The sequence below is a fragment of the Tardiphaga sp. 839_C3_N1_4 genome (genome assembly GCF_051811045.1).
GTDB lineage: Bacteria > Pseudomonadota > Alphaproteobacteria > Rhizobiales > Xanthobacteraceae > Tardiphaga.
In genome coordinates, this window is the sequence record NZ_JBPWQD010000001.1 from 1,525,853 (window position 1) to 1,545,586 (window position 19,734).

Annotated in this window: 19 protein-coding genes; 10 read left to right on the plus strand and 9 right to left on the minus strand. The window is 61.8% G+C overall.

From position 1 onward, the window contains the following. Nucleotides 1-58: 58 nt before the first annotated feature. Nucleotides 59-664, plus strand: a complete 606-nt coding sequence (locus AB8A38_RS07655; RefSeq protein ID WP_092151626.1) for a TIGR00730 family Rossman fold protein — start codon at nucleotides 59-61, stop codon at nucleotides 662-664. A 6-nt stretch (nucleotides 665-670) separates the two neighbouring features. Here the strand turns inward: AB8A38_RS07655 and AB8A38_RS07660 are convergent, their stop codons facing one another. From AB8A38_RS07660 to cysS, 3 genes are all read right to left on the minus strand, one after another. Then, nucleotides 671-1,063 carry a VOC family protein gene (locus AB8A38_RS07660; protein WP_315841656.1) on the minus strand — a complete coding sequence of 131 codons (393 nt, stop codon included), beginning with the start codon at nucleotides 1,061-1,063 and terminating at the stop codon, nucleotides 671-673. 31 nt (nucleotides 1,064-1,094) lie between these two features. After that, on the minus strand, nucleotides 1,095-1,589 hold the full coding sequence (locus AB8A38_RS07665; protein WP_439085573.1) for a GNAT family N-acetyltransferase: 495 nt from the start codon (nucleotides 1,587-1,589) through the stop codon (nucleotides 1,095-1,097). A 115-nt stretch (nucleotides 1,590-1,704) separates the two neighbouring features. Continuing rightward, nucleotides 1,705-3,099, minus strand: a complete 1,395-nt coding sequence (gene cysS, locus AB8A38_RS07670; protein WP_439085574.1) for a cysteine--tRNA ligase — start codon at nucleotides 3,097-3,099, stop codon at nucleotides 1,705-1,707. 302 nt (nucleotides 3,100-3,401) lie between these two features. On the opposite strand from cysS, the gene AB8A38_RS07675 reads away from it, so the two are divergent. The 3 genes from AB8A38_RS07675 to AB8A38_RS07685 all read left to right on the plus strand — a co-directional run bounded on the left by AB8A38_RS07675 (nucleotide 3,402) and on the right by AB8A38_RS07685 (nucleotide 7,287). Beyond that, a complete protein-coding gene (locus AB8A38_RS07675) occupies nucleotides 3,402-3,707 on the plus strand; it encodes a hypothetical protein (protein WP_439085575.1) in 306 nt (101 codons plus the stop codon). Between the two features lie 229 nt (nucleotides 3,708-3,936). Continuing rightward, nucleotides 3,937-5,124 (plus strand): DUF2865 domain-containing protein, encoded by a 1,188-nt coding sequence (locus AB8A38_RS07680; protein WP_439085576.1) that lies wholly within the window; start codon nucleotides 3,937-3,939, stop codon nucleotides 5,122-5,124. 105 nt (nucleotides 5,125-5,229) lie between these two features. After that, nucleotides 5,230-7,287, plus strand: a complete 2,058-nt coding sequence (locus tag AB8A38_RS07685; RefSeq protein WP_439085577.1) for a DUF1217 domain-containing protein — start codon at nucleotides 5,230-5,232, stop codon at nucleotides 7,285-7,287. A gap of 55 nt (nucleotides 7,288-7,342) precedes the next feature. Here the strand turns inward: AB8A38_RS07685 and AB8A38_RS07690 are convergent, their stop codons facing one another. The 3 genes from AB8A38_RS07690 to AB8A38_RS07700 all read right to left on the minus strand — a co-directional run bounded on the left by AB8A38_RS07690 (nucleotide 7,343) and on the right by AB8A38_RS07700 (nucleotide 10,976). Next, the gene (locus AB8A38_RS07690) at nucleotides 7,343-9,094 is read right to left on the minus strand and encodes an NAD+ synthase (protein ID WP_439085578.1); all 1,752 of its coding nucleotides are present in this window, start codon (nucleotides 9,092-9,094) and stop codon (nucleotides 7,343-7,345) included. 43 nt (nucleotides 9,095-9,137) lie between these two features. Then, nucleotides 9,138-9,491, minus strand: a complete 354-nt coding sequence (locus tag AB8A38_RS07695; protein WP_439085579.1) for a diacylglycerol kinase — start codon at nucleotides 9,489-9,491, stop codon at nucleotides 9,138-9,140. Between the two features lie 96 nt (nucleotides 9,492-9,587). Then, nucleotides 9,588-10,976 carry a class II 3-deoxy-7-phosphoheptulonate synthase gene (locus AB8A38_RS07700; RefSeq protein ID WP_315841650.1) on the minus strand — a complete coding sequence of 463 codons (1,389 nt, stop codon included), beginning with the start codon at nucleotides 10,974-10,976 and terminating at the stop codon, nucleotides 9,588-9,590. 160 nt (nucleotides 10,977-11,136) lie between these two features. On the opposite strand from AB8A38_RS07700, the gene AB8A38_RS07705 reads away from it, so the two are divergent. Then, nucleotides 11,137-12,057 (plus strand): alpha/beta hydrolase family protein, encoded by a 921-nt coding sequence (locus AB8A38_RS07705; protein ID WP_439085580.1) that lies wholly within the window; start codon nucleotides 11,137-11,139, stop codon nucleotides 12,055-12,057. Nucleotides 12,058-12,175: 118 nt separating this feature from the next. Here AB8A38_RS07705 and gor read toward each other — a convergent pair whose 3' ends face one another. Genes gor through rpiA form a run of 3 tightly spaced genes read right to left on the minus strand, consistent with a single transcriptional unit; the run spans nucleotide 12,176 to nucleotide 14,880 of the window. After that, complete coding sequence (gor, locus tag AB8A38_RS07710; RefSeq protein WP_315841648.1) at nucleotides 12,176-13,564, minus strand: glutathione-disulfide reductase; 1,389 nt, start codon at nucleotides 13,562-13,564, stop codon at nucleotides 12,176-12,178. Nucleotides 13,565-13,618: 54 nt separating this feature from the next. Further along, the gene (locus AB8A38_RS07715) at nucleotides 13,619-14,158 is read right to left on the minus strand and encodes a DUF2059 domain-containing protein (protein ID WP_439085581.1); all 540 of its coding nucleotides are present in this window, start codon (nucleotides 14,156-14,158) and stop codon (nucleotides 13,619-13,621) included. Nucleotides 14,159-14,181: 23 nt separating this feature from the next. After that, nucleotides 14,182-14,880, minus strand: coding sequence for a ribose-5-phosphate isomerase RpiA (gene rpiA, locus AB8A38_RS07720; protein WP_439085582.1), 699 nt, complete (start codon nucleotides 14,878-14,880; stop codon nucleotides 14,182-14,184). A gap of 192 nt (nucleotides 14,881-15,072) precedes the next feature. On the opposite strand from rpiA, the gene AB8A38_RS07725 reads away from it, so the two are divergent. The 5 genes from AB8A38_RS07725 (at nucleotide 15,073) to AB8A38_RS07745 (ending at nucleotide 19,701) form a co-directional block, all read left to right on the plus strand. After that, nucleotides 15,073-15,756 carry an HAD family hydrolase gene (locus AB8A38_RS07725; RefSeq protein WP_439085583.1) on the plus strand — a complete coding sequence of 228 codons (684 nt, stop codon included), beginning with the start codon at nucleotides 15,073-15,075 and terminating at the stop codon, nucleotides 15,754-15,756. Between the two features lie 149 nt (nucleotides 15,757-15,905). Next, the gene (locus AB8A38_RS07730) at nucleotides 15,906-16,349 is read left to right on the plus strand and encodes a hypothetical protein (RefSeq protein ID WP_089267143.1); all 444 of its coding nucleotides are present in this window, start codon (nucleotides 15,906-15,908) and stop codon (nucleotides 16,347-16,349) included. Between the two features lie 112 nt (nucleotides 16,350-16,461). Continuing rightward, complete coding sequence (gene moaA, locus AB8A38_RS07735) at nucleotides 16,462-17,493, plus strand: GTP 3',8-cyclase MoaA (RefSeq protein ID WP_439085584.1); 1,032 nt, start codon at nucleotides 16,462-16,464, stop codon at nucleotides 17,491-17,493. Nucleotides 17,494-17,679: 186 nt separating this feature from the next. Beyond that, nucleotides 17,680-18,216 (plus strand): TRAP transporter small permease subunit, encoded by a 537-nt coding sequence (locus AB8A38_RS07740; protein ID WP_315841644.1) that lies wholly within the window; start codon nucleotides 17,680-17,682, stop codon nucleotides 18,214-18,216. Nucleotides 18,217-18,291: 75 nt separating this feature from the next. Next, complete coding sequence (locus tag AB8A38_RS07745; protein WP_120290994.1) at nucleotides 18,292-19,701, plus strand: TRAP transporter large permease; 1,410 nt, start codon at nucleotides 18,292-18,294, stop codon at nucleotides 19,699-19,701. Nucleotides 19,702-19,734 lie beyond the last annotated feature (33 nt).

Here is a 19,734-nt window from a genome sequence, read left to right on the forward strand (position 1 = left end):
CCGTATCGCGTTCATTCCGTGTCTTGACGCTGTTATCCCGCAGTGCCACATGGATTCCATGAGCACAATTAAAACGATTTGCGTCTATTGCGGCTCCGGCCCCGGTACCAATCCCAGTTTCGTCGAATCAGCCGTTACGCTCGGCAAGATCATGGCCGAGCAAGGTATCGGCCTAGTCTATGGCGGCGGCTCCATCGGCCTGATGGGCGCGGTAGCCAAGTCCGTGCTGGACAATGGCGGACGGGTCACCGGCATCATCCCGGAATTCCTGACCAAGCGCGAAAACGCGCTGACCGCCGCCCAGGAACTGATCGTCACCCACGACATGCATGAGCGCAAACGGCTGATGTTTGAGCGGTCGGACGCCTTCGTCGCCCTGCCCGGCGGCATCGGCACGTTGGAAGAGCTGGTCGAACAGCTCACCTGGCAACAGCTCGGCCGCCACAGCAAGCCGATCCTGATGGCCAATATCGATAACTTCTGGGAGCCGCTGCTCGAGCTGCTCAAACACATGCGCTCGACCGCCTTCATCCGGCCGACACTGCCGCTGGACGTGCTGACGGCCGACCGTGCCGAAGACATCCTGCCCCGGCTCCGCACCGCTGCGGCACTGGCCTCCGACGAAGCCAAGAAGCTGGCTCCGGACGTCGCGACGCGGCTCTGAGGCCTTCTACGACGTGGTGGCGTCGTCCTTCGGGAACGTCACCACCTCGATGCGATTGCCATCGGCATCGGCGATGAAAGTCGCATAGTAGCGCACGCGATCATGCGGCCGCAGCGAGGGCGCACTTTCCGAGACACCGCCGGCGGCCATGGCTGCCGCATAAAACGCATCAACCTCATCCGTCGTCTTCGCGCGCAGACAAAGATGCACACCGCTATCAAGCGGTAGCGGTGCCATGCCTGCACGCAGATTGAGCCAGATTTCGGGATAGGTCTTGCCGAACCCAACCATTGCCGGCCGTGTTACCAGCCGGGTCATGCCAAGCGGCGCGAAACTACGCTCGTAGAAGGGCACGGCACGTTCGAGATTGCTGACCGCGATGGAGATGTGATCGATCATCGGTCTTCCTCCCCTGCCTTCTTCATTCGATTTAGGACACCCCGGCTTCGCCCAGCGTCTTCTGCATCGTGGTGTTGGCAAGCCACTCATCATTCAGCGGCACGCTGTTGCGCTGTGTCGGGATATATCCGCGTTTCTTGAAGAAGGGCTCGGCGGTGTCGCTGGCATCCACGGTCAGCAGCTTGGCGCCGCGTGCACCTGCCAGCTTCTCGATCGCATCGATCAGCAGCGATGCCACACCCTGCAGGGCGGCATTGGGATGCACGTAAAGCAGATCGATGTGGTTGGCGCCTTTCAGCGATGCAAAGCCGACCGGCACGCCGTCCAGCGTCGCGATCAGCGTGAGTTGCGACGCCAGCCGCTTGCCGAACGCCACTTCATCGTCGACCGTTGCAGCCCAGGCTTCCTGCTGCGCTTCGCTGTAGTCTTCGCCCGTCAATTCCTCGATGCTGGCCACATAGATCGCAGCCGCAATCGCGGTGTCATCCGGCAGGAACGGCCGCAGTGCCGGTTTCGCCTCGCCCATCGCGCTCACCAGAAGTCCACCAGCTTCAAGGCCAGCGCGATAGCGCCGACGATCAATGCCCATTTCAGCGCGATGTAATATTTCCAGTGCTTTGGAAACGGTGTGTCGGGTCGGCTCATCGCGCGATCTCCCAAGTGGTGCCTTCCTTCGAGTCCTTGATGACGACGCCCATGGCGGCAAGTTCGTCGCGGATACGATCGGACTCCTTGAAATCCTTGCGAGCCCGCGCGGCTGTACGATCCGCAATCAAATCATCGACCTTTGCCGCATCGATTCCGCTGGCCTGTTGTTTGCGTCCATTCCATGCAGCAGCCGTTTCCGACAGGAAACCGAGCGCACGCAACGACGCTGCAAACTGGCTGCGATCGCCGTCATTGCCTGCTGCCGCACTGTTGCGAAGACCGTGTAACGCCGCAACGGCCAGCGACGTATTCAGATCGTCGAACATCGGCTCCATCACCTTGTCGGAGACCTCTCCGCCTTCGGCATCCGCCGCGACCCAGTACCAGTCATCGAGCGTCTTGGCGCTTTCTTCCAGACCTTTCACGGTCCAGTCGATCGGCGACCGATAGTGTGTCTTCAACATGTTCAGGCGCAGTACTTCGCCCGGCCAGTCGTTCAGCAGTTCGCGGATGGTGAAGAAGTTGCCGAGGCTCTTCGACATCTTCTCGCCTTCGACCTGCAGGAAGCCGTTATGCATCCAGTAATTCGCCATCGCATGCGTACCGTGCGCGCAGCGCGACTGGGCGATTTCGTTTTCATGATGCGGGAAGATTAGATCGAGGCCGCCGCCATGAATGTCGAAGATCGTGCCAAGATAGGCCTCCGCCATTGCCGAGCACTCGATGTGCCAGCCCGGACGGCCCCTGCCCCACGGGCCGTCCCAGCCGGGCTCCTCTGCCGATGATTGCTTCCACAACACGAAATCGGTCGGATGCTTCTTGTGCGCATCGACGGCGACGCGCGCGCCGGCCTGCTGGTCTTCCAGTTTGCGGCCGGAGAGTGCGCCGTAATCGGCCATCGACTGGGTGTCGAACAACACTTCGCCCGCAGCCTCATAGGCGTGGCCGCGCGCGATCAACTCTCTGATCAGCGTGACCATATCGGTCTTGCCGTCGGGTCGCGGCAGCACGAAATCCGTGGCCCGCGGCTGCACTGTCGGCGACAAGCAGCCCAGCGCTTCGACGTCGGCCTGAAACTGATTGGCCGTGGTTTCGGTGACCCGGCGAATCGCCTCGTTCAGGGGCAGCCCGGGGAAATCGCGCAACGCGCGGTCGTTGATCTTGTCGTCGACGTCGGTGATGTTGCGGACATAGGTAACTTTGTCGACTCCGTAGACGTGTCGCAGCAGCCGGAACAGCACGTCGAACACGATGACCGGGCGCGCATTGCCGATATGGGCGAAGTCGTAGACCGTCGGCCCGCAGACATACATCCGGACATTGTCGGCATCGATCGGCGTGAAGACGCGCTTCTCGCGGGTCAGAGTGTCGTAAAGGCGCAGTTCCATGGATGTCCGTCCCTTGCGGCCGGGCGTCTCCTCATCCCTCTTGAGATTGATCTCGTGTGAGAAAAGACGGCCTCAGCCAGCGAATCGCTAGCTCTTAATCTCGCGGCAAATGCCACAAATGGCGAGAGAACCGTTCATCGGGGCACCATGGGGCAACCCCAGGTGGCTCGTCAAGGGTGTGGAACTATGCCGTAAAGGGCTGATTTCGGCCTCAATCCATCGCTACGCCGCCCATGGTTAATGATTATTAATCTTTGGGGCGTATCGAATGAGGGCGAATTTCCTCATTCATTCGGTGAGTTATGAAATCCATTTCAGTCGTTCTGACGGCGGCATTTGTTCTGGCCGCTCCCTCGGCCTTTGCCGATTCCCGCGTCTTCATCATCGCCAACCAGTCTGACGGTTACGGTATCGACCAGTGCCTCGCCCGCGGCGAGAAATGCGGCGCGCATGCCGCCCTGTCCTATTGCAAATCGCGCGCCTTCGACCAGGCCGTCGCCTATCGCCGCGTCGATCCCGATGAAGTGACCGGCTCGGTCCCGACGTCAGGCAGCGCCTGCCATCACGGCAAATGCGACGAATTCGTTGCGATTACCTGCCAGCGCTGACATCCCCGGCTTGCGACTTTCTTGCGTCACGCTTGCGGCCACAGTGAGGCCCCGGAAACGACGTGACCCTGCCGCGAGAAGCAGCTATGGAAAGCCGCGTTCGCCGCCGCATTTTCATCGCGCGCGTCTGGCAACGTCGGCGAGAGGTTGGCGGCGGTATCGAAGCGCGATGCCGCACCACCCCGCTTGTTTCTGTCTCGCTCGCTTCTGACTCGCGCATTGGCCGGATATGTCTGACACTGTGACTGCTTCCCTTTCTCGCTGGGCTTTCGTTGGTGCCGCACTGGTTGGTGCGCTGTCGCTGGGCACTCCTGCATCGGCGCAGAACGGACCGCCCCCGGCCTATCCCGCGCAGCAGGTCTATCCGCCGAGCCAGGCGCAGCAGCAGGGCTCTGGCAATCCGATGTGCGGGCGCCTCGAGGCGCAGCTTGCGACCATCGATCGCGGTAACGGCCTCGATCCCGCGCGCGCCGAACAGCTTCGCCGCTATGAGGACGCCGCGTCCAAGCAGCAAAGCGAGCTCGACCGCGTTTCGGCGCAGGCCAAGCGGATGGGCTGCGACAGTTCCGGCTTCTTCTCGCTGTTCAATGGACAGTCGCAGCAATGCGGCCCGGTCAACAATCAGATCCAGCAGATGCGCGGCAATCTGGATCAGATCACCAGCAATCTCGAGCGCCTGCGCGTCGGCACGCCTGGCAGTTCGGACCGTGATACCCAGCGCCGCTCGGTGCTGCTGGCCCTCGCGCAGAACAATTGCGGCCCGCAATACGCCGCTGCTGCGCAGCGCGCGGCCCCGCAGAACTCAGGCCCCGGCGGTTTCCTGAGCAACCTGTTCGGCAACAACGAGCCAAGCCCCGGCGCGCCGCCGCTGGACGGCAATATGTCGCCCGTTCCGTCCGGCACCTACCGCACCGTCTGCGTGCGCACCTGCGACGGCTTCTATTTCCCGATCTCGTTCGCGACGATCCCGGCGCGTTTCGGCGATGATGAGCGAACCTGCAAGAATCTCTGCCCGGCCTCCGATGCCAACCTGTTCACCTATCGCAATCCCGGCGAGGACATGAACTCGGCTGTCTCGGTGTCGGGACAGCCCTATTCGTCGTCGCCGAACGCGTTCAAGTATCGCACCGAATTCAATCCGTCGTGCTCCTGCAAGGCGCAAGGTCAGACCTGGTCCGAGGCGTTGAAGAATGTCGACGACAAATCGGCAGCGGAGAACGGCGACATCATCGTCACCGAGGAACGCGCCAAGCGGATGTCGCAGCCACAGGCCAAGGGCACACCCGCCGCATTGAAGAAGGGCGCGGCGACCGATGCGCCTGCAACGGCAGCTCCTGCGCAACCAGCGGCGCCGTCCACGCCAGGCCAGATCCGCACGGTCGGCCCGCAATTCCTGCCGAACAACGCGCCGCGCTAAGCCTCGCCTCCTCGCCCGGCCAGGCGACGACGGCACACGGCCATTGCGTCCAGCTTCGGACAACCTCCGAACGGTAGGCTCACGCCAAACCGCGAGGGTGTTCGGATGGTCTCGACTTATCTCAACTATAATATCGTCTCCCGCAATCTCACCCAATCGCTGACGCGGGTCTCGCAACAGGCCACCGTCTCGCGGGATACGGCCTATTACAAAGAGAACATCGGCAAGGTGAAAACCGTCGATGATCTCCTGAACGACTATCGGCTCTATACCTATGCAACGACGGCCTATGGCCTGGAGGACATGGCCTATGCCAAGGCCTTCCTGCGCAAGGTGCTGGAAAGCGATCTCTCCGACGCCAACAGTTTCGCCAACAAGCTGAGCGACAAACGCTACCGGGATTTCGCAGCGGCCTTCGCCTTCGGGACCACCAGCAGCAGCACCAACACCGCCCAGTCCGGGAACCAGGCCGACGACATGATCGGTCTGTACACGGCCGTAGCGCAGCGCGGGGTCGATGCCATCGACGCGAACAAGAACTACTACAATCTCACGATCGGAAAAATCACCAACGTCAATGGCCTGCTCGCCGACGACAAGCTGCGGGATTATGTTTTCTCGGCCTTCGGCATCGACAAGAATCGCTGGTCCCACGACACGATCAGCAAGGTGCTGAGCAGCGATCCGTCCGATCCGAACAGCTATGTCAATTCCGTTTGGGTGTCGCAGAAAGCCGACATCAATGCGAATATCACCAAGGCCCAGGCAGCGATGCTCGATGCCGCCAGCAAGATCGACACATACATGGCGGCATTGAAACAGCCGGGCGCCGATATGGCCGATCTGCGCCAGAAGATCGAGCTGGAGCGCGCGCGCGGATCGATGAATGAGGTCAGCATCCTCAGCTATAAGGATGCACTCGAGACGATCGACAGCTATGTGGCGCTTGCCGGCGCTTTCGAGTTCTCGCCCGACGGCACATTGCCCACCGGAACGTCTGCCCAGACAGCCACGCAGCTGAGCAACACCCATGCCAAATATGTCAACAGCCAGGGCGCGACCTATCTCGCAGCGGACGAAAAGTACGCGGCATCGCTGATCAAGCAGTATCGCACCGGTCTCGCCAAGGTGACCACGGTCGATGCCTTTCTCAAGACGCCAAACGTCTATAATTTTGCTCTGAAATCATTTGGTCTCGATCCCGAAGAGGTTTCGCCGACGATCATCAAAAACGTGCTCAAAAGCGATCCGGACGATCCGAAGAGCTACGTGAACAAGCTGCACGACGACCGATACGTTCAGCTCGCTCGGGCATTCAATTTCGACAGCAGCGGAAATATCACGACGCCTGTGGTGGCGCAGGACGCGGCGGAAGTCACCCAGGTGATGAAGGACTACATCATCGCCAAGACACGCTTCACGAAGGACAAGGAACAGGCCGAGCTGCGCAAGGCGGCCGACAAGGACGCGGTCTATTATCAGAAGAACATCGCCAATATCGAGAGCGTGAAGGATCTGCTTGCCGACAGGAAGCTCATCGACATCGCGCTCGTCGCCAAGGGCCTCGACCCCGCCAAGGTGACCACCGCCGATCTGAGCAAGATGTTCGATTCCGACCTGAACGACCCCAAGAGCTTCGTCAACACGCAGAAGGATCCGCGTTTCGCGGAGCTGGTGGCCTCGTTCAATTTCGACGACGACGGCGAGATCGCGCGGCTACCGAAATTCGGGCCGCAGACCCGCGACCAGTTCATGGAAACCCAGCACAAATATCTGCAACAGACGCTGGAGACGCAGCAGGGCGAAAGCAATCCCGGCGTGCGGCTCGCGCTCTACTTCGAGCGCAAGGCGCCGAGCATCACCTCGGCCTATGACCTGCTTGCGGACAAGGCGCTGGCGGAAGTGTTCCGCACCATCTTCAGCCTGCCGAACGAGGTGGGCGCGATGGATATCGATCAGCAGGCCAAGGTGGTGGAGAAACACCTCAATCTGAAGGACCTCGCCGATCCCGCCAAGCTGGCCAAACTGCTGAACCGTTTCTCGGCGCTGTATGACATCAAGAACAGCACCAGCGCCGCATCCTCACCCGTCGTCACCTTGTTTCAGGGCGGTGGCGTCCTGAGCGATTCAACCTTTGCGGCGGTGGCCAAAACGGCGCGGTGACGGGATCACGCGCCGATACACGACGGGTTTGTAGGGCGTCATTCGCCCTACAAATTCATTCAAACGCTTCGCTGGTGCCCTTGCCGGGCCGCGTCACCAAGTCCTCATCGGGCTTCGGCAATGGATTGGCCAGATCGCGAAACTTGTTTGTGATCGGATAGCGGCGGTCCCTGCCAAAGTTCTTCCGCGTCACTTTCACGCCCGGTGCCGCCTGCCGGCGCTTGTATTCGGCGATGTTGAGCAGCCGGTCGATGCGCGTCACAACGTCTTTCTCGTAACCGGCCGCGACGATCACCGACAACGGCTCCTCGCGTTCGACCAGGCGTTCGAGAATGCCATCGAGGATATCGTAGGGCGGCAACGAGTCTTGGTCGGTCTGGTTTTCGCGCAGTTCGGCCGTGGGCGGACGGATAATGATGTTGTTGGGGATCACTTCGCCATCGGGACCGAGCGCGCCTTCGGGCTTCCATGAATTGCGCAAGGTCGAAATACGGAACACCTGGGTCTTGTAGAGATCCTTGATCGGATTGAATCCGCCATTCATGTCGCCATAGAGCGTGGCATAGCCGACCGACATTTCCGACTTGTTGCCTGTCGTGACGACCATCGCGCCGGTCTTGTTGGAGACGGCCATCAACAGCGTACCACGGGCGCGCGCCTGCAGGTTCTCTTCGGTGATGTCGCGTGCGAGACCCTTGAAGGTATCGGCAAGGATCTTCTCGAAGCCGTTGACCGCATCGGCGATGGGCAGGATCTCGTAACGGAAACCCAGCGCCTTCGCGAGCTTGTCGGCATCGTCGAGCGACACCTGCGCGGTGTAGCGGAATGGCAGCATGATGCCGCGCACGCGGTCGGCGCCGAGCGCATCCACGGCGATCGCGGCGCAAAGCGCTGAGTCGATACCGCCGGAGATGCCCATCAGCACGCCGGGGAAGCCGTTCTTGTTGACGTAATCGCGCAAGCCAAGCACACAGGCGGCGTAGTCGCCCTCGTCGCCTTCCGGTACCGGTGCGATCGGTCCGTCGCAGCGCCAGTGGCCGTCGATCTTCTCGAATGTCAGCGTCGTGATGCTCTCGGTGAAGGACGGCAATTGCGCGCCCAGCGAGCGGTCGGCATTGAGCACAAAGCTCGCGCCGTCGAACACCAGTTCGTCCTGACCGCCGACCTGATTAAGGTAGACCATCGGTAGATGGCTCTCGGTGACGCGGGCGACCTGCACCGACAAGCGCAGATCCGTCTTGCCGCGGGCATATGGCGAACCGTTCGGCACGATCAGGATTTCGGCGCCGGTCTCGGTCAGCGTCTCGACCACGTCTTCGTAATCGGCGGACTCTTCCATCCAGGTGTCTTCGCAGATCGGCACGCCGACGCGCAGGCCGCGGATGGTGACGGGTCCCGAGACCGAGCCGCGCGCGAAGACGCGCTTTTCGTCGAACACACCGTAATTCGGCAGATTGACCTTGAAGCGGATCGCGGCGATGCGGCCTTCGTCAAGCAACGCGCAGGCATTGTAGAGCTTGCCGCCGTCGACCCAGGGCGAACCGATCAGCACGGCCGGACCACCGTCCGCGGTCTCGCGTGCCAGATCCTCAATGGCCGCCCGGCAGGCCGCCTGAAAGGCCGGTTTCAGCACCAGGTCTTCCGGTGGGTAGCCGGCGATAAACAATTCAGGAAACACGATCAGCGTCGCGCCGTCGGCTTGGGCCTGCGCCCGCGCAGCGCGCGCCTTGGCGGCATTGCCGGTGATATCACCGACGATGGGATTGAGCTGGGCGAGCGTGACGGTGAAGCGCGTCAATTCTGTCATGGAAACATCCAAGCCTACCGGCTCACCCTTCGCAACTGCGGGATTAGAAGATGCCTATGCGCTCACCGAGCGCATACAGCCAGGTCATGCCGGCAATCACCAGTGCGACGCCGACGGCCGCCGATCCCATGTCCTTCACACGCCCGATCTGCGGATCGTGTTCGATGGTGAGCCGGTCGGCCAGTTTCTCGATGGCGGTGTTGAGGAGTTCGACGGTGAGCAGCAGCAAAACCACCGCCACCAGCTCGAGCCGGCGCGCTGCGGTGGTGCCGATGAGGAATGACAGCGGCACCGCGAGGAGCAGCGCAAACAACTCCTCGCGAATGGCCTGCTCCGATCGCGTCGCGAAGGTCAGGCCATTCCAGGTGTTGATGGTGGCCCGCCAGAGGCGCGACATCTAGAGATTGATCCATCTTCGCTGGATCAATCTCTCGCTTTCTTGTTTGAGCATGATCTGATCCGAAAACCGGCTCCCACTTTTCGGGATCATGCCTCAGAGACCCGATGCCACCGGCAGCGGCTCCGCCCTGTCGACGCGGGACGTCTTCAGCAGTTCGGCGATCAGAAACGCCATGTCGATGGACTGCTCGGCATTCAGGCGCGGATCGCAGACCGTGTGATAGCGGTCGTTGAGGTCCTCGTCCGAAATGGCGCGCGCGCCACCGGTGCATTCCGTCACGTTCTGGCCGGTCATTTCCAGATGCACGCCGCCGGCATGGGTGCCTTCGGCGGCATGAATCTGGAAGAACGACTTTACCTCGGACAGGATGCGGTCGAACGGCCGGGTCTTGTAGCCGGAATTCGACGTGATCGTGTTGCCGTGCATCGGATCGCACGACCATACCACCGAGCGCCCTTCCTTCTGCACCGCGCGGATGAAGCCCGGCAGATGCTCCCCCACCTTCTCGTGACCGAAGCGGTTGATCAGCGTGAGGCGGCCGGGCTCATTGTCCGGATTGAGGACGTCGATCAGCTTCAGCAGTTCATCAGGCTTCAGCGACGGGCCGCACTTCAGGCCGATCGGATTCTTGATGCCGCGGAAGTATTCGACATGGGCATGATCGAGCTGCCGCGTACGGTCGCCGATCCAGATCATATGGCCCGAGGTCGCGTACCAGTCGCCCGTCGTGGAATCGACGCGCGTGAAGGCCTGCTCGTAACCGAGCAGCAGCGCTTCGTGGCTGGTGTAGAAATCCGTCGAACGCAGTTCCGGATGGCTTTCCAGATTGAGGCCGCAGGCGCGCATGAAGTTCAGCGCGTCCGAGATGCGGTCGGCCAGTTCCTTGTAACGGCGCGACTGCTGCGAATCCTTCAGGAAGCCGAGCATCCACTGATGCACGCTGCCGAGATTGGCGAAGCCGCCGGTCGCGAAAGCGCGCAGCAGATTCAGCGTCGCCGCCGACTGGCGATAGGCCATCAGCTGGCGCTGCGGATCGGGCACGCGGGATTCTGGCGTGAAGGCGATGTCATTGATGATGTCGCCGCGATAGCTCGGCAGTTCGACGCCGTTGAGCTTCTCCATCGGCGAGGACCGCGGCTTGGCGAACTGACCGGCGATACGGCCGATCTTCACCACGGGCAGCGCGCCGGCATAGGTCAGCACCACCGACATCTGCAGGAAGGCGCGGAAGAAATCGCGGATATTGTTGGCACCATGCTCGGCAAAGCTCTCGGCGCAATCGCCGCCCTGCAGCAGGAAAGCTTCGCCGGCAGCCACGCGGGCGAGCGACTTCTTCAGATTGCGCGCTTCACCTGCAAAAACCAGCGGCGGAAACGTGGCAAGCTGCGCCTCGACATCGCCAAGGGCCTTGAGATCCGGGTATTCCGGCATTTGCAGCACGGGCTTGCCGCGCCAGCTGTCGGGCGTCCACCGCTCGGACATGAAAATTACTCCTGAAAACCGCGCTTTATGGCTGCGGAGGCCGCGTTATACACAGCACAGATGGGGATCGCCAGTTCGAAATCCACATTGCGCCCCAAGCCCTTGCAGCCAAAGCCGAATTCGCATTTGCTAGGCTCGGGTAAGGAACATATGGGACACCATGGGAGAAACTGCGGTGTCGGAGGCTGCACTGGACGACGCTTTTGCCGATGACATTACCTTCCAGGCGACCGACGGCTATTCGTTGGGCGCGACGCTGTACCTGCCCCGCGGCGCCCGCACTCACGCGGTTCTGATCAATTCCGCAACCGCCGTTCCCCGCAAAATCTACAGAGGCTTCGCCAGCTACCTCGCGAGCCGTGGCTGTGCCGTGCTGACCTATGACTACCGCGGCACCGGGGATTCGCGGCCCAAGGCCGATCCCCTGTCCGGCCGGTCGAACGCTCTGGTGGGTTTCAAGGCGTCCATGACCGACTGGGCTGCGCTCGATGTCACCGCCGCGGTGACCTGGATGCGCGAGCGCTACAAGGCAATGCCACTTGCCTTTGTCGGCCATTCCTTCGGCGGTCAGGCGCTCGGCCTGATCCCCAACAATTCCGAGGTGTCACGCGCCCTGCTCATCGCGGCACAGGCCGGCACCTGGCGACTGATGACGCCGCCTGAGGGCTACCGCATCTACGCGCTGATGAAATTCGTCGGCGCACCGCTGGCGCGCGTCATCGGCTATGCACCCGGCAGGATCGGCCTCGGCTACGACCTGCCACGCGACGTGTTTCTGGAATGGGCGGGCTGGGTCACCAGCGATCGCTACTTCTTCGACGACCGCAAGCTCAGGGCGCTGGTGAATTTCCCGCGCTATCGCGGCGAGATGCGGGCCCTGAGCTTCTCGGACGATCCATGGGCCACACGCGCCGCCGTGGAAATGCTCTGTGCCGGCTTCACGTCGATCAAGCCGGAGATCGACAGTATCCGCCCCATCGAAGCCGGCTCGAAAAAGGTCGGCCATTTCGGATTCTTCCGGCCGGAACACCGCGACACACTGTGGCGCGGCGCTGCCGAATGGATCCAGATGGAGAAATAGCGGAGATCGTAGGATGAGTAGAGCGCAGCGAAACCCATCAATCTCTTCGGTGAAAGCGATGGGTTTCGCGAAGACGCTCTACCCATCCTACGATCGCAACGACGACGCCCTGGTCAAACTATTCCGCGGCAGCTTCACGCACGTAGCGCGCGGTCGGCGTGCGCATCGTCACCAGCTCCTCGGCCGCACTCGGATGCACGGCCACCGTGGCGTCGAAGTCAGCCTTGGTCGCCTTCAGCTTCACGCAGATGCCCAGCACCTGGATGAGTTCGGCCGCTTCCGGTCCGACGATATGGGCGCCGACCACGATATCCGTCGCGCCGTCGACCACCAGCTTCATCAGCACCCGGCTTTCGCTGCCGGAGATGGTCGACTTGATCGACCGGAAATTGGTCTTGTAGATATCGACGTGGCTGAAGGTGGCGCGCGCCTCTTCTTCGCTCATGCCGACGGTGCCGACCTCCGGCTGGGTGAACACGGCGGTCGGGATATTGCTGTGATCGACCTTCACGGTCTTCTTGCCGAATACCGTATCGGCAAAGGCGTGGCCTTCGCGAATCGCCACCGGCGTCAGGTTGATGCGGTTGGTGACGTCACCGACCGCGTAGATATGCGGCACATTGGTCTGCGAGAACTCGTTGACGATGATGCCGCCATGGGCGGGCTTGAGTGCAACGCCAGCCTTCTCGAGACCGAGATTGGCGGTGTTCGGATTGCGGCCGATCGCGAACAACACCTGATCGGATGCGATGCTTGCGCCACTGGACAGATGCGTCGTGAATTCGTGCCGGTGTTTCTCGACCTTGGTCACCGTGCAGCCGGTCAGGATGGTGATGCCATCCTTTTCCATCTCGCTGCGGACATGGGCGCGCACGTCTTCATCGAAGCCGCGCAGGATGTTGTCGCCGCGATAGATCACCGTCACGTCGGAGCCCAATCCTGCAAAGATGCAGGCGAATTCGAGCGCGATATAGCCGCCGCCTTGGATCACGATGCGCCTCGGCAGTTCGGGCAGATGAAACACCTCGTTGGAGGAGATCACATGCTCAATGCCGGGAATCACAGGCCCATGATTGGGCGCGCCACCGGTCGCAATCAGGATATGCTTGGCGTTTACCGTCTCGCCGGTGCCGAGGCGCAGCGTGTGCGGATCCTCGAATACTGCTCGGGTCTTGACGGTCGTCGCGCCGGTCTTCTCCACATTGGACTGATAGATGCCCTCGAGCCGGGCGATCTCCTTGTCCTTGTTTGCGATGAAGGTCGACCAGTCGAACGTCGCCGTCGGGATCGTCCATCCGAAGCCCGCGGCATCGTCGATCTCGCGCTGGACGTGCGAGGCATAGACCATCAGCTTCTTCGGCACGCAGCCGCGTATCACGCAGGTGCCGCCGAAGCGATATTCCTCGGCCACCATGACCTTCGCGCCGTAGCCGGCAGCGATACGGGCGGCGCGCACGCCGCCTGAACCGCCACCAATGACAAACAGATCGACGTCGATGTCAGCCATGATCGCTCCGAACTGCGGACTGAGGCCCGGGATGACGGGCCTCAGCTTACGCCCTTAGATTTCCTTGCCGCGCTTGCGCATTTCAGCGCGGAACAGGCCGTTGACCTGCTCCGAAAACTGCTGCGCCCACTGCTGCATATAGGTCATGCTGGCGGAAATCGACTGGGGCTCCTGCACCAGAAGTTTCTGGCCGAGCGGCGATTTGTAGAAGGTCGCAAGGTCCTTCAACTCCGCCTCGGTGAAGTCGCTGGCATAGATCTTCGCCATCTGCTCGGTGATCTCCTTGTCGCGCCCGGCCATCGTCTGCGCGATGGTGATGGCGACCTCATTGAGATCCTTCTGATAGTTCAGATTGCTCTGCAGCAGCGAATCCTTGACGCGCTGAACCATGTTCGGCACGGCATTGGCATACATCGCGCTGGCGTTCTTCATCGCCAGAATTTCCTTGGCGTAAGCGATCGCAGCTGGCGATGCCGGCTTGATCGGCCGGGCCTGTCCTTCAGGAGACGCCTGCTGCGCGGAGACCGGCAGCGCGATCACTGCAACGCCGAGCGCGAGACCGGCGGACAGCAGCATGTGCGAGAGCTTCTTCATTCCAATTCTCCTTGATTGCGCCGTTACGGACGCTCGAAAACGCGAATTCCCTGCGATCCTGCCAGCATGGCGGTGCTTGCCAGACTGATAAACAAACCGTGCTCGACCACTCCCGGAATGGCGCCGAGCAGCCCAGCCAGTCGGGGCGCATCGGTGATGGCCCCGAGCCGGGCGTCGATGATCCAGTGGCCGCCATCGGTGACGAAAGCATGGCCGTCCTTGCCGCTGCGAATGGCCATTTCGCCGTGCAACCCGCACTTCGCGAACACATCGGTAATCGCACGGCGCGTGGCCGACAGGCCGAACGGGATCACTTCCACGGGCAGCGGGAAGCGGCCAAGGGTCGGCACCCATTTGGAATCGTCCGCGATGACAATCATGCGGTCGGACGCCGCCGCCACGATCTTCTCGCGCAGCAATGCGCCGCCGCCGCCCTTGATGAGATTCAGCGCCGGATCGACTTCGTCGGCACCGTCGACCGTGAGATCGAGCCGATCGACCTCGTCGAGTGTGGTCAACGGCACGCCGCAACGTTCGGCATCGGCCCGCGTGGCCTCGGACGTCGGAACGCCAATGACCTTGAGACCACTCGCCACGCGTTCACCGAGCAATTCGACGAAATGCTTCGCGGTCGATCCCGTGCCGAGTCCGAGCTTCATGCCGTCGCGTACATGCTCAAGTGCCTTTGCGGCAGCCTGTCGTTTCAGCTCGTCCATATTCATCGGCGCAGCGGTCCTTGCGGTTCACAATCGGTCCCGCGGACGGGATGCGCCGCATATCTAGCGACGTTTGGGGGCAAGGAACAGGGCGAAGGACGCGCTTTCCCGGGGAATGCAGGCCTGCATTCCAAGGAGGATGCTGGGCTACGTCCGCCCCCCTTGCGGGATCGGCCGCGGACCGGTAGCGATCCGCTCATGACCCAAGCACCCCTCGTCGTTTTCGACCTCGACGGCACCCTCGTGGATACCGCCCCCGATCTCATCAGCGCGCTGAATCATGTGCTCCATCAGGAGGGGTTGGCCCCCGTCCCGCTGGAATCCGCGCGGAAAATGATCGGCCAGGGCGCCCGGCGCCTGATCGAACGCGGGCTCGAGCTGGAAGGGCGGGAAATGACCCCGGACGAGGTCACACGCCTGACCGAGGATTTCATCGCTTATTACGCGGAGCATATCGCTGACGAGTCGCGCCCCTTCGAGGGGCTGATTGCTGCGCTCGACGAGATGGCGGGGCGTGGCTACCGCTTCGCGGTTTGCACCAACAAGCTGGAATGGCTGTCGAAGCTGCTGCTCGACAAGCTGGAGCTGACGGACCGATTCGCGGCGATCTGCGGAGCCGACACCTTCGGCGTCGCGAAGCCCGATCCCGTCATCCTGCAGCAGACGGTAGCGCGTGCCGGTGGCGTGATGTCGTCCGTTGTCATGGTCGGAGATGCCGGCCCCGATGTCGGTGTGGCGCGGCGGGCCAATGTCCCGGTGATCGGCGTTACATTCGGCTATACCGATGTCCCGATTATCGAGCTCAAGCCCGACATCGTGATCGACCATTTCCGCGATCTACCGACGACTGTCGACCGCCTGTTGCCCCGCCGCCTCGCCTAGCCTGTTCATATAATTGAGTTTCTCAGGTTGTTCGGCGATTTCGTTAACCATCAATTAACTATAAGCGGCCTGCGTGTTGCGTCATATGTACGACGCTCCTATGGTTGCCCGGGGATGGCGGCTAGCCGCAAAACGTGACGGATATACCCATGCGTAGAGTAATAGTTTTGGCAGCGGCAGGCCTGAGCCTGGCCGGTTGCACGTCGTTCTCCATGGACGCATTCAAGTCGGCACCGGAACCGGTTACCGTGCAGTTCGACTCGGTTCCGCCCGGCGCAGAGGTGGTCACGTCGATTGGCCCGAGCTGCAAGACCCCGTGCTCGCTGCCTCTGGCAACGGAAACCGGGTTCAGCGCAACCTTTACCCTCGCAAAATTCCAGCCGATGACAGTTCCGGTGACCGTCACCCGCGTTCCCGGGGATTTCACCTCGCCGGCACGGACCACGGTCGATCCGAGCCCGGTCGTCGCCGAACTGCAGCCCGCAACGCCGCCACGCCGCGCCCGCAAGGCTGCCAAGCGTGCAGCAGCGCCTGCCGCGGCCCCGGCCGCCGCCGCATCTGCGGCGGGCTCGCCGTTCCCCGCCCCTCGCTGATCCACCAAACATATACGTTGGCGTGATTGTGCCAGCTGCAACCCGTGACTAGATTGAACGTGCGGCGTTTTTCGCCGCGCGAGCAATTCATGTTTTGCAGTCAGGCATCTGAATGACCGTCTCCGAGTTGAGCCCCGCCCTGGCCTCCTCTGCCATGACCGACCCCTTCGGTCGGCAGATCAGCTATTTGCGTGTCTCGGTGACGGATCGCTGCGATCTGCGCTGCTTCTACTGCATGTCGGAAGATATGACCTTCCTGCCCAAGGCCGACCTGCTGACGCTGGAAGAACTCGACCGGCTCTGTTCCGCATTCATCGCCAAGGGCGTCACCAAGCTGCGGCTCACTGGCGGCGAACCGCTCGTCCGACGCAACGTCATGGGCCTCGTGCGTTCGCTGTCGCGCCACCTCAAGACCGGCGCACTGAAAGAGCTGACGCTGACCACCAACGGCTCGCTGCTGTCCAAATATGCCGCCGAGCTGGCCGATTGCGGCGTAAAGCGCATCAATGTCTCCCTGGACACGCTCGATCCCGCGAAATTCCGCACCATCACGCGCTGGGGCGATCTCTCCAAGGTGCTGACCGGCATCGACGCCGCGCAGGCAGCGGGCCTTGCCGTGAAGATCAATACCGTCGCCTTAAAGAACATGAATGAGGACGAGATCCCCTCATTGGTCGAATGGGCGCACGGCCGCGACATGGCACTGACCCTGATCGAAGTGATGCCCATGGGCGATATCGGCGAAGGTCGCATCGACCAGTATGTACCGCTGTCGCTGCTGCGCACGCGGCTCGCGGGTCAGTTCACGATGACGGATCTCCCGGACGACACCGGCGGTCCCGCCCGCTATGTCCGCGTTGCCGAAACTGGCGGCAAGATCGGCTTCATCACACCGATGACCCATAATTTCTGCGAATCCTGCAACCGCGTCCGCATCACCTGCACCGGCACGATTCACACCTGCCTGGGCCACGAGGATGCATCCGACCTGCGCAAGCCGCTGCGGGCTTCCGCCGACAACGACCTCCTGAACGCCACGATCGACCGCGCCATCGGCCTGAAGCCGAAGGGGCACGATTTCATCATCGATCGCCGCCACAACCGGCCGAGCGTCAGCCGGCATATGAGCGTGACCGGGGGGTAACCCCACCGGCGGTGCTCCGTCCTCCCCCTCGACCAATGGCCTGCGACAAACCGTCAATTTCCGATTGACGATTGCATGACGCGCTGAAATGGTGCCGCCGAATTCTTTCGCCCAGCGGAAAAAGCTACGCTTTCTCAGTGAGAAAGACGTGATGAGCGGACAGCGGGGCGACTTTCGGGGGAAACTGTGGACGTACTCAAATTCACACGTGCGATCGATGCACTGAGCGATGTGTTCGGCTTCATCGCCAAGTGGCTCGTGCTGCTCGCCTGCCTCGTCAGCGCCGGCAACGCCACGATCCGTTATCTCTTCAACTATTCGTCGAACGGCTGGCTCGAAATCCAGTGGTACATGTTCGCCGGCATCGTGTTTTTCGGCGCGGCGCAGACACTGCGCCTCAATGAGCATGTGCGCGTCGATCTGCTCTATTCGGCGGTCTCCGATCGCGCGCGGCTGTGGATCGACATCATCGGCCTCTGCATCTTCCTGCTGCCAGCGATGACATACCTCACTTACATGACGTTCCCGTTTTTCCTGAATTCCTGGAATTCGCAGGAGGTCTCCAGTAATGCGGGCGGCCTGATCCTGTGGCCAGTGAAGCTTGTGCTGCCGCTCGGCTTCGGTCTGCTGCTACTGCAGGGTCTGGCCGAACTCGCCAAGCGCATCGCCGCGCTCGCCGGCGTCGTCCAGATCGACACCCATTACGAAGCGCCGCTGCAATAGCGGCGTTCGCTTTTTCAGCCTCTCGCATTTCGACCAATCCGTTCGATAGAACCAGTTCGATAGTCAGGACCACCGATGTTTTCCTACGGCGTGTTCCCCCCGCTGATGTTCGGCACCATGATCTGCTTCATGGTGTTCGGCTTCCCGGTCGCCTTCTCGCTGGCCGCGGTCGGCCTGTTCTTCGGCATTCTCGGCATCTTCACCGGTCACTTCGATCCGTCCTTCCTGCAGGCGCTGCCGTTTCGCTTCTACGGCACGATCTCCAACGACCTGCTGCTGTCGATCCCGTTCTTCACCTTCATGGGCGCGATCCTCGAGCGCTGCGGCCTTGCTGAAGACCTGCTCGAAGGCACCGGCCAGTTGTTCGGCAAGATCCCCGGCGGTCTCGCTTATGCGGTGATTCTCGTCGGCGCCGTGCTCGGCGCCATCACCGGCACCGTTGCTGCTTCGGTCATCGCCATGGGCGTGATCTCGCTGCCGATCATGATGCGCTACGGCTACGACATGAAGCTCGCCACCGGCGTCATCGCCGCATCGGGCACCATCACGCAGCTCATCCCCCCGTCGCTGGTGCTGATCGTGCTCGCCGACCAGCTCGGCCGTTCGGTCGGCGACATGTATCTCGGCGCCATCGGCCCCTCGATCATCCAGGTCGTGATCTTCATTCTCTACATCGTCGTATTGTCGATCCTGAAGCCGAGCGCGATGCCGCCGATCCCGGAACATGCGCGCGAGCCCATGAACTGGAAGCTCATCAGCCGTGTGCTGTGGGGCATGATCCCCTCAATCGTGCTGATCTTCCTGGTGCTCGGCACCATCGGCCTCGGCCTCGCGACGCCAACCGAAGCCGGCGCCATGGGTGCGGTTGGCGCCATGGTGCTCGCCGCGCTGCATCGCCGCCTGACCTGGCCGCTGATCGACCAGGCGATGACATCGACCATGCGCCTGACCTCGATGGTGGTGTTCATCCTGATCGGCTCGACCTGCTTCAGCCTCGTCTTCCAGGGCATGGATGGCGCACGCTGGATTGAACATCTGCTCACCGGCCTGCCCGGCGGTGCGATCGGCTTCCTGATCTTCGTGAACATCTTCGTGTTCTTCCTGGCGTTCTTCCTCGACTTCTTCGAGATCGCCTTCATCATCATCCCGTTGCTGGCGCCGGTCGCGGCCAAGCTCGGCATCGATCTCGTATGGTTCGGCGTGCTGCTCTGCGTGAACATGCAGACGTCATTCATGCATCCGCCGTTCGGCTTCGCGCTGTTCTATCTGCGCGGCATTGCACCGCCCGAAGTGAAGAGCCGCGATATCTATCTCGGCGCGCTGCCATGGGTTGGGATGCAGATCATCCTGGTGATCATCGTGATCTACTGGCCCGGTCTCGTGACCTACTGGATCGACAACACGGCTGTGGATACGTCCAACGTGAAGATCGAGATTCCGCAAATCGAAATGCCTGCGATGCCCGACTTCGGGCCGGCAAAGTAGCGGATGACGTCGCTATCGCGCATGACGATCAGG

Excerpts from the sequence above, each read along its gene's own strand:
- AB8A38_RS07655 (WP_092151626.1), top strand. The coding sequence starts at position 59 with ATGAGCACAATTAAAACGATTTGCGTCTATTGCGGCTCCGGCCCCGGT.
- AB8A38_RS07660 (WP_315841656.1), bottom strand. The coding sequence starts at position 1,063 with ATGATCGATCACATCTCCATCGCGGTCAGCAATCTCGAACGTGCCGTG.
- AB8A38_RS07665 (WP_439085573.1), bottom strand. The coding sequence starts at position 1,589 with ATGGGCGAGGCGAAACCGGCACTGCGGCCGTTCCTGCCGGATGACACC.
- cysS (WP_439085574.1), bottom strand. The coding sequence starts at position 3,099 with ATGGAACTGCGCCTTTACGACACTCTGACCCGCGAGAAGCGCGTCTTC.
- AB8A38_RS07675 (WP_439085575.1), top strand. The coding sequence starts at position 3,402 with ATGAAATCCATTTCAGTCGTTCTGACGGCGGCATTTGTTCTGGCCGCT.
- AB8A38_RS07680 (WP_439085576.1), top strand. The coding sequence starts at position 3,937 with ATGTCTGACACTGTGACTGCTTCCCTTTCTCGCTGGGCTTTCGTTGGT.
- AB8A38_RS07685 (WP_439085577.1), top strand. The coding sequence starts at position 5,230 with ATGGTCTCGACTTATCTCAACTATAATATCGTCTCCCGCAATCTCACC.
- AB8A38_RS07690 (WP_439085578.1), bottom strand. The coding sequence starts at position 9,094 with ATGACAGAATTGACGCGCTTCACCGTCACGCTCGCCCAGCTCAATCCC.
- AB8A38_RS07695 (WP_439085579.1), bottom strand. The coding sequence starts at position 9,491 with ATGTCGCGCCTCTGGCGGGCCACCATCAACACCTGGAATGGCCTGACC.
- AB8A38_RS07700 (WP_315841650.1), bottom strand. The coding sequence starts at position 10,976 with ATGTCCGAGCGGTGGACGCCCGACAGCTGGCGCGGCAAGCCCGTGCTG.
- AB8A38_RS07705 (WP_439085580.1), top strand. The coding sequence starts at position 11,137 with ATGGGAGAAACTGCGGTGTCGGAGGCTGCACTGGACGACGCTTTTGCC.
- gor (WP_315841648.1), bottom strand. The coding sequence starts at position 13,564 with ATGGCTGACATCGACGTCGATCTGTTTGTCATTGGTGGCGGTTCAGGC.
- AB8A38_RS07715 (WP_439085581.1), bottom strand. The coding sequence starts at position 14,158 with ATGAAGAAGCTCTCGCACATGCTGCTGTCCGCCGGTCTCGCGCTCGGC.
- rpiA (WP_439085582.1), bottom strand. The coding sequence starts at position 14,880 with ATGAATATGGACGAGCTGAAACGACAGGCTGCCGCAAAGGCACTTGAG.
- AB8A38_RS07725 (WP_439085583.1), top strand. The coding sequence starts at position 15,073 with ATGACCCAAGCACCCCTCGTCGTTTTCGACCTCGACGGCACCCTCGTG.
- AB8A38_RS07730 (WP_089267143.1), top strand. The coding sequence starts at position 15,906 with ATGCGTAGAGTAATAGTTTTGGCAGCGGCAGGCCTGAGCCTGGCCGGT.
- moaA (WP_439085584.1), top strand. The coding sequence starts at position 16,462 with ATGACCGTCTCCGAGTTGAGCCCCGCCCTGGCCTCCTCTGCCATGACC.
- AB8A38_RS07745 (WP_120290994.1), top strand. The coding sequence starts at position 18,292 with ATGTTTTCCTACGGCGTGTTCCCCCCGCTGATGTTCGGCACCATGATC.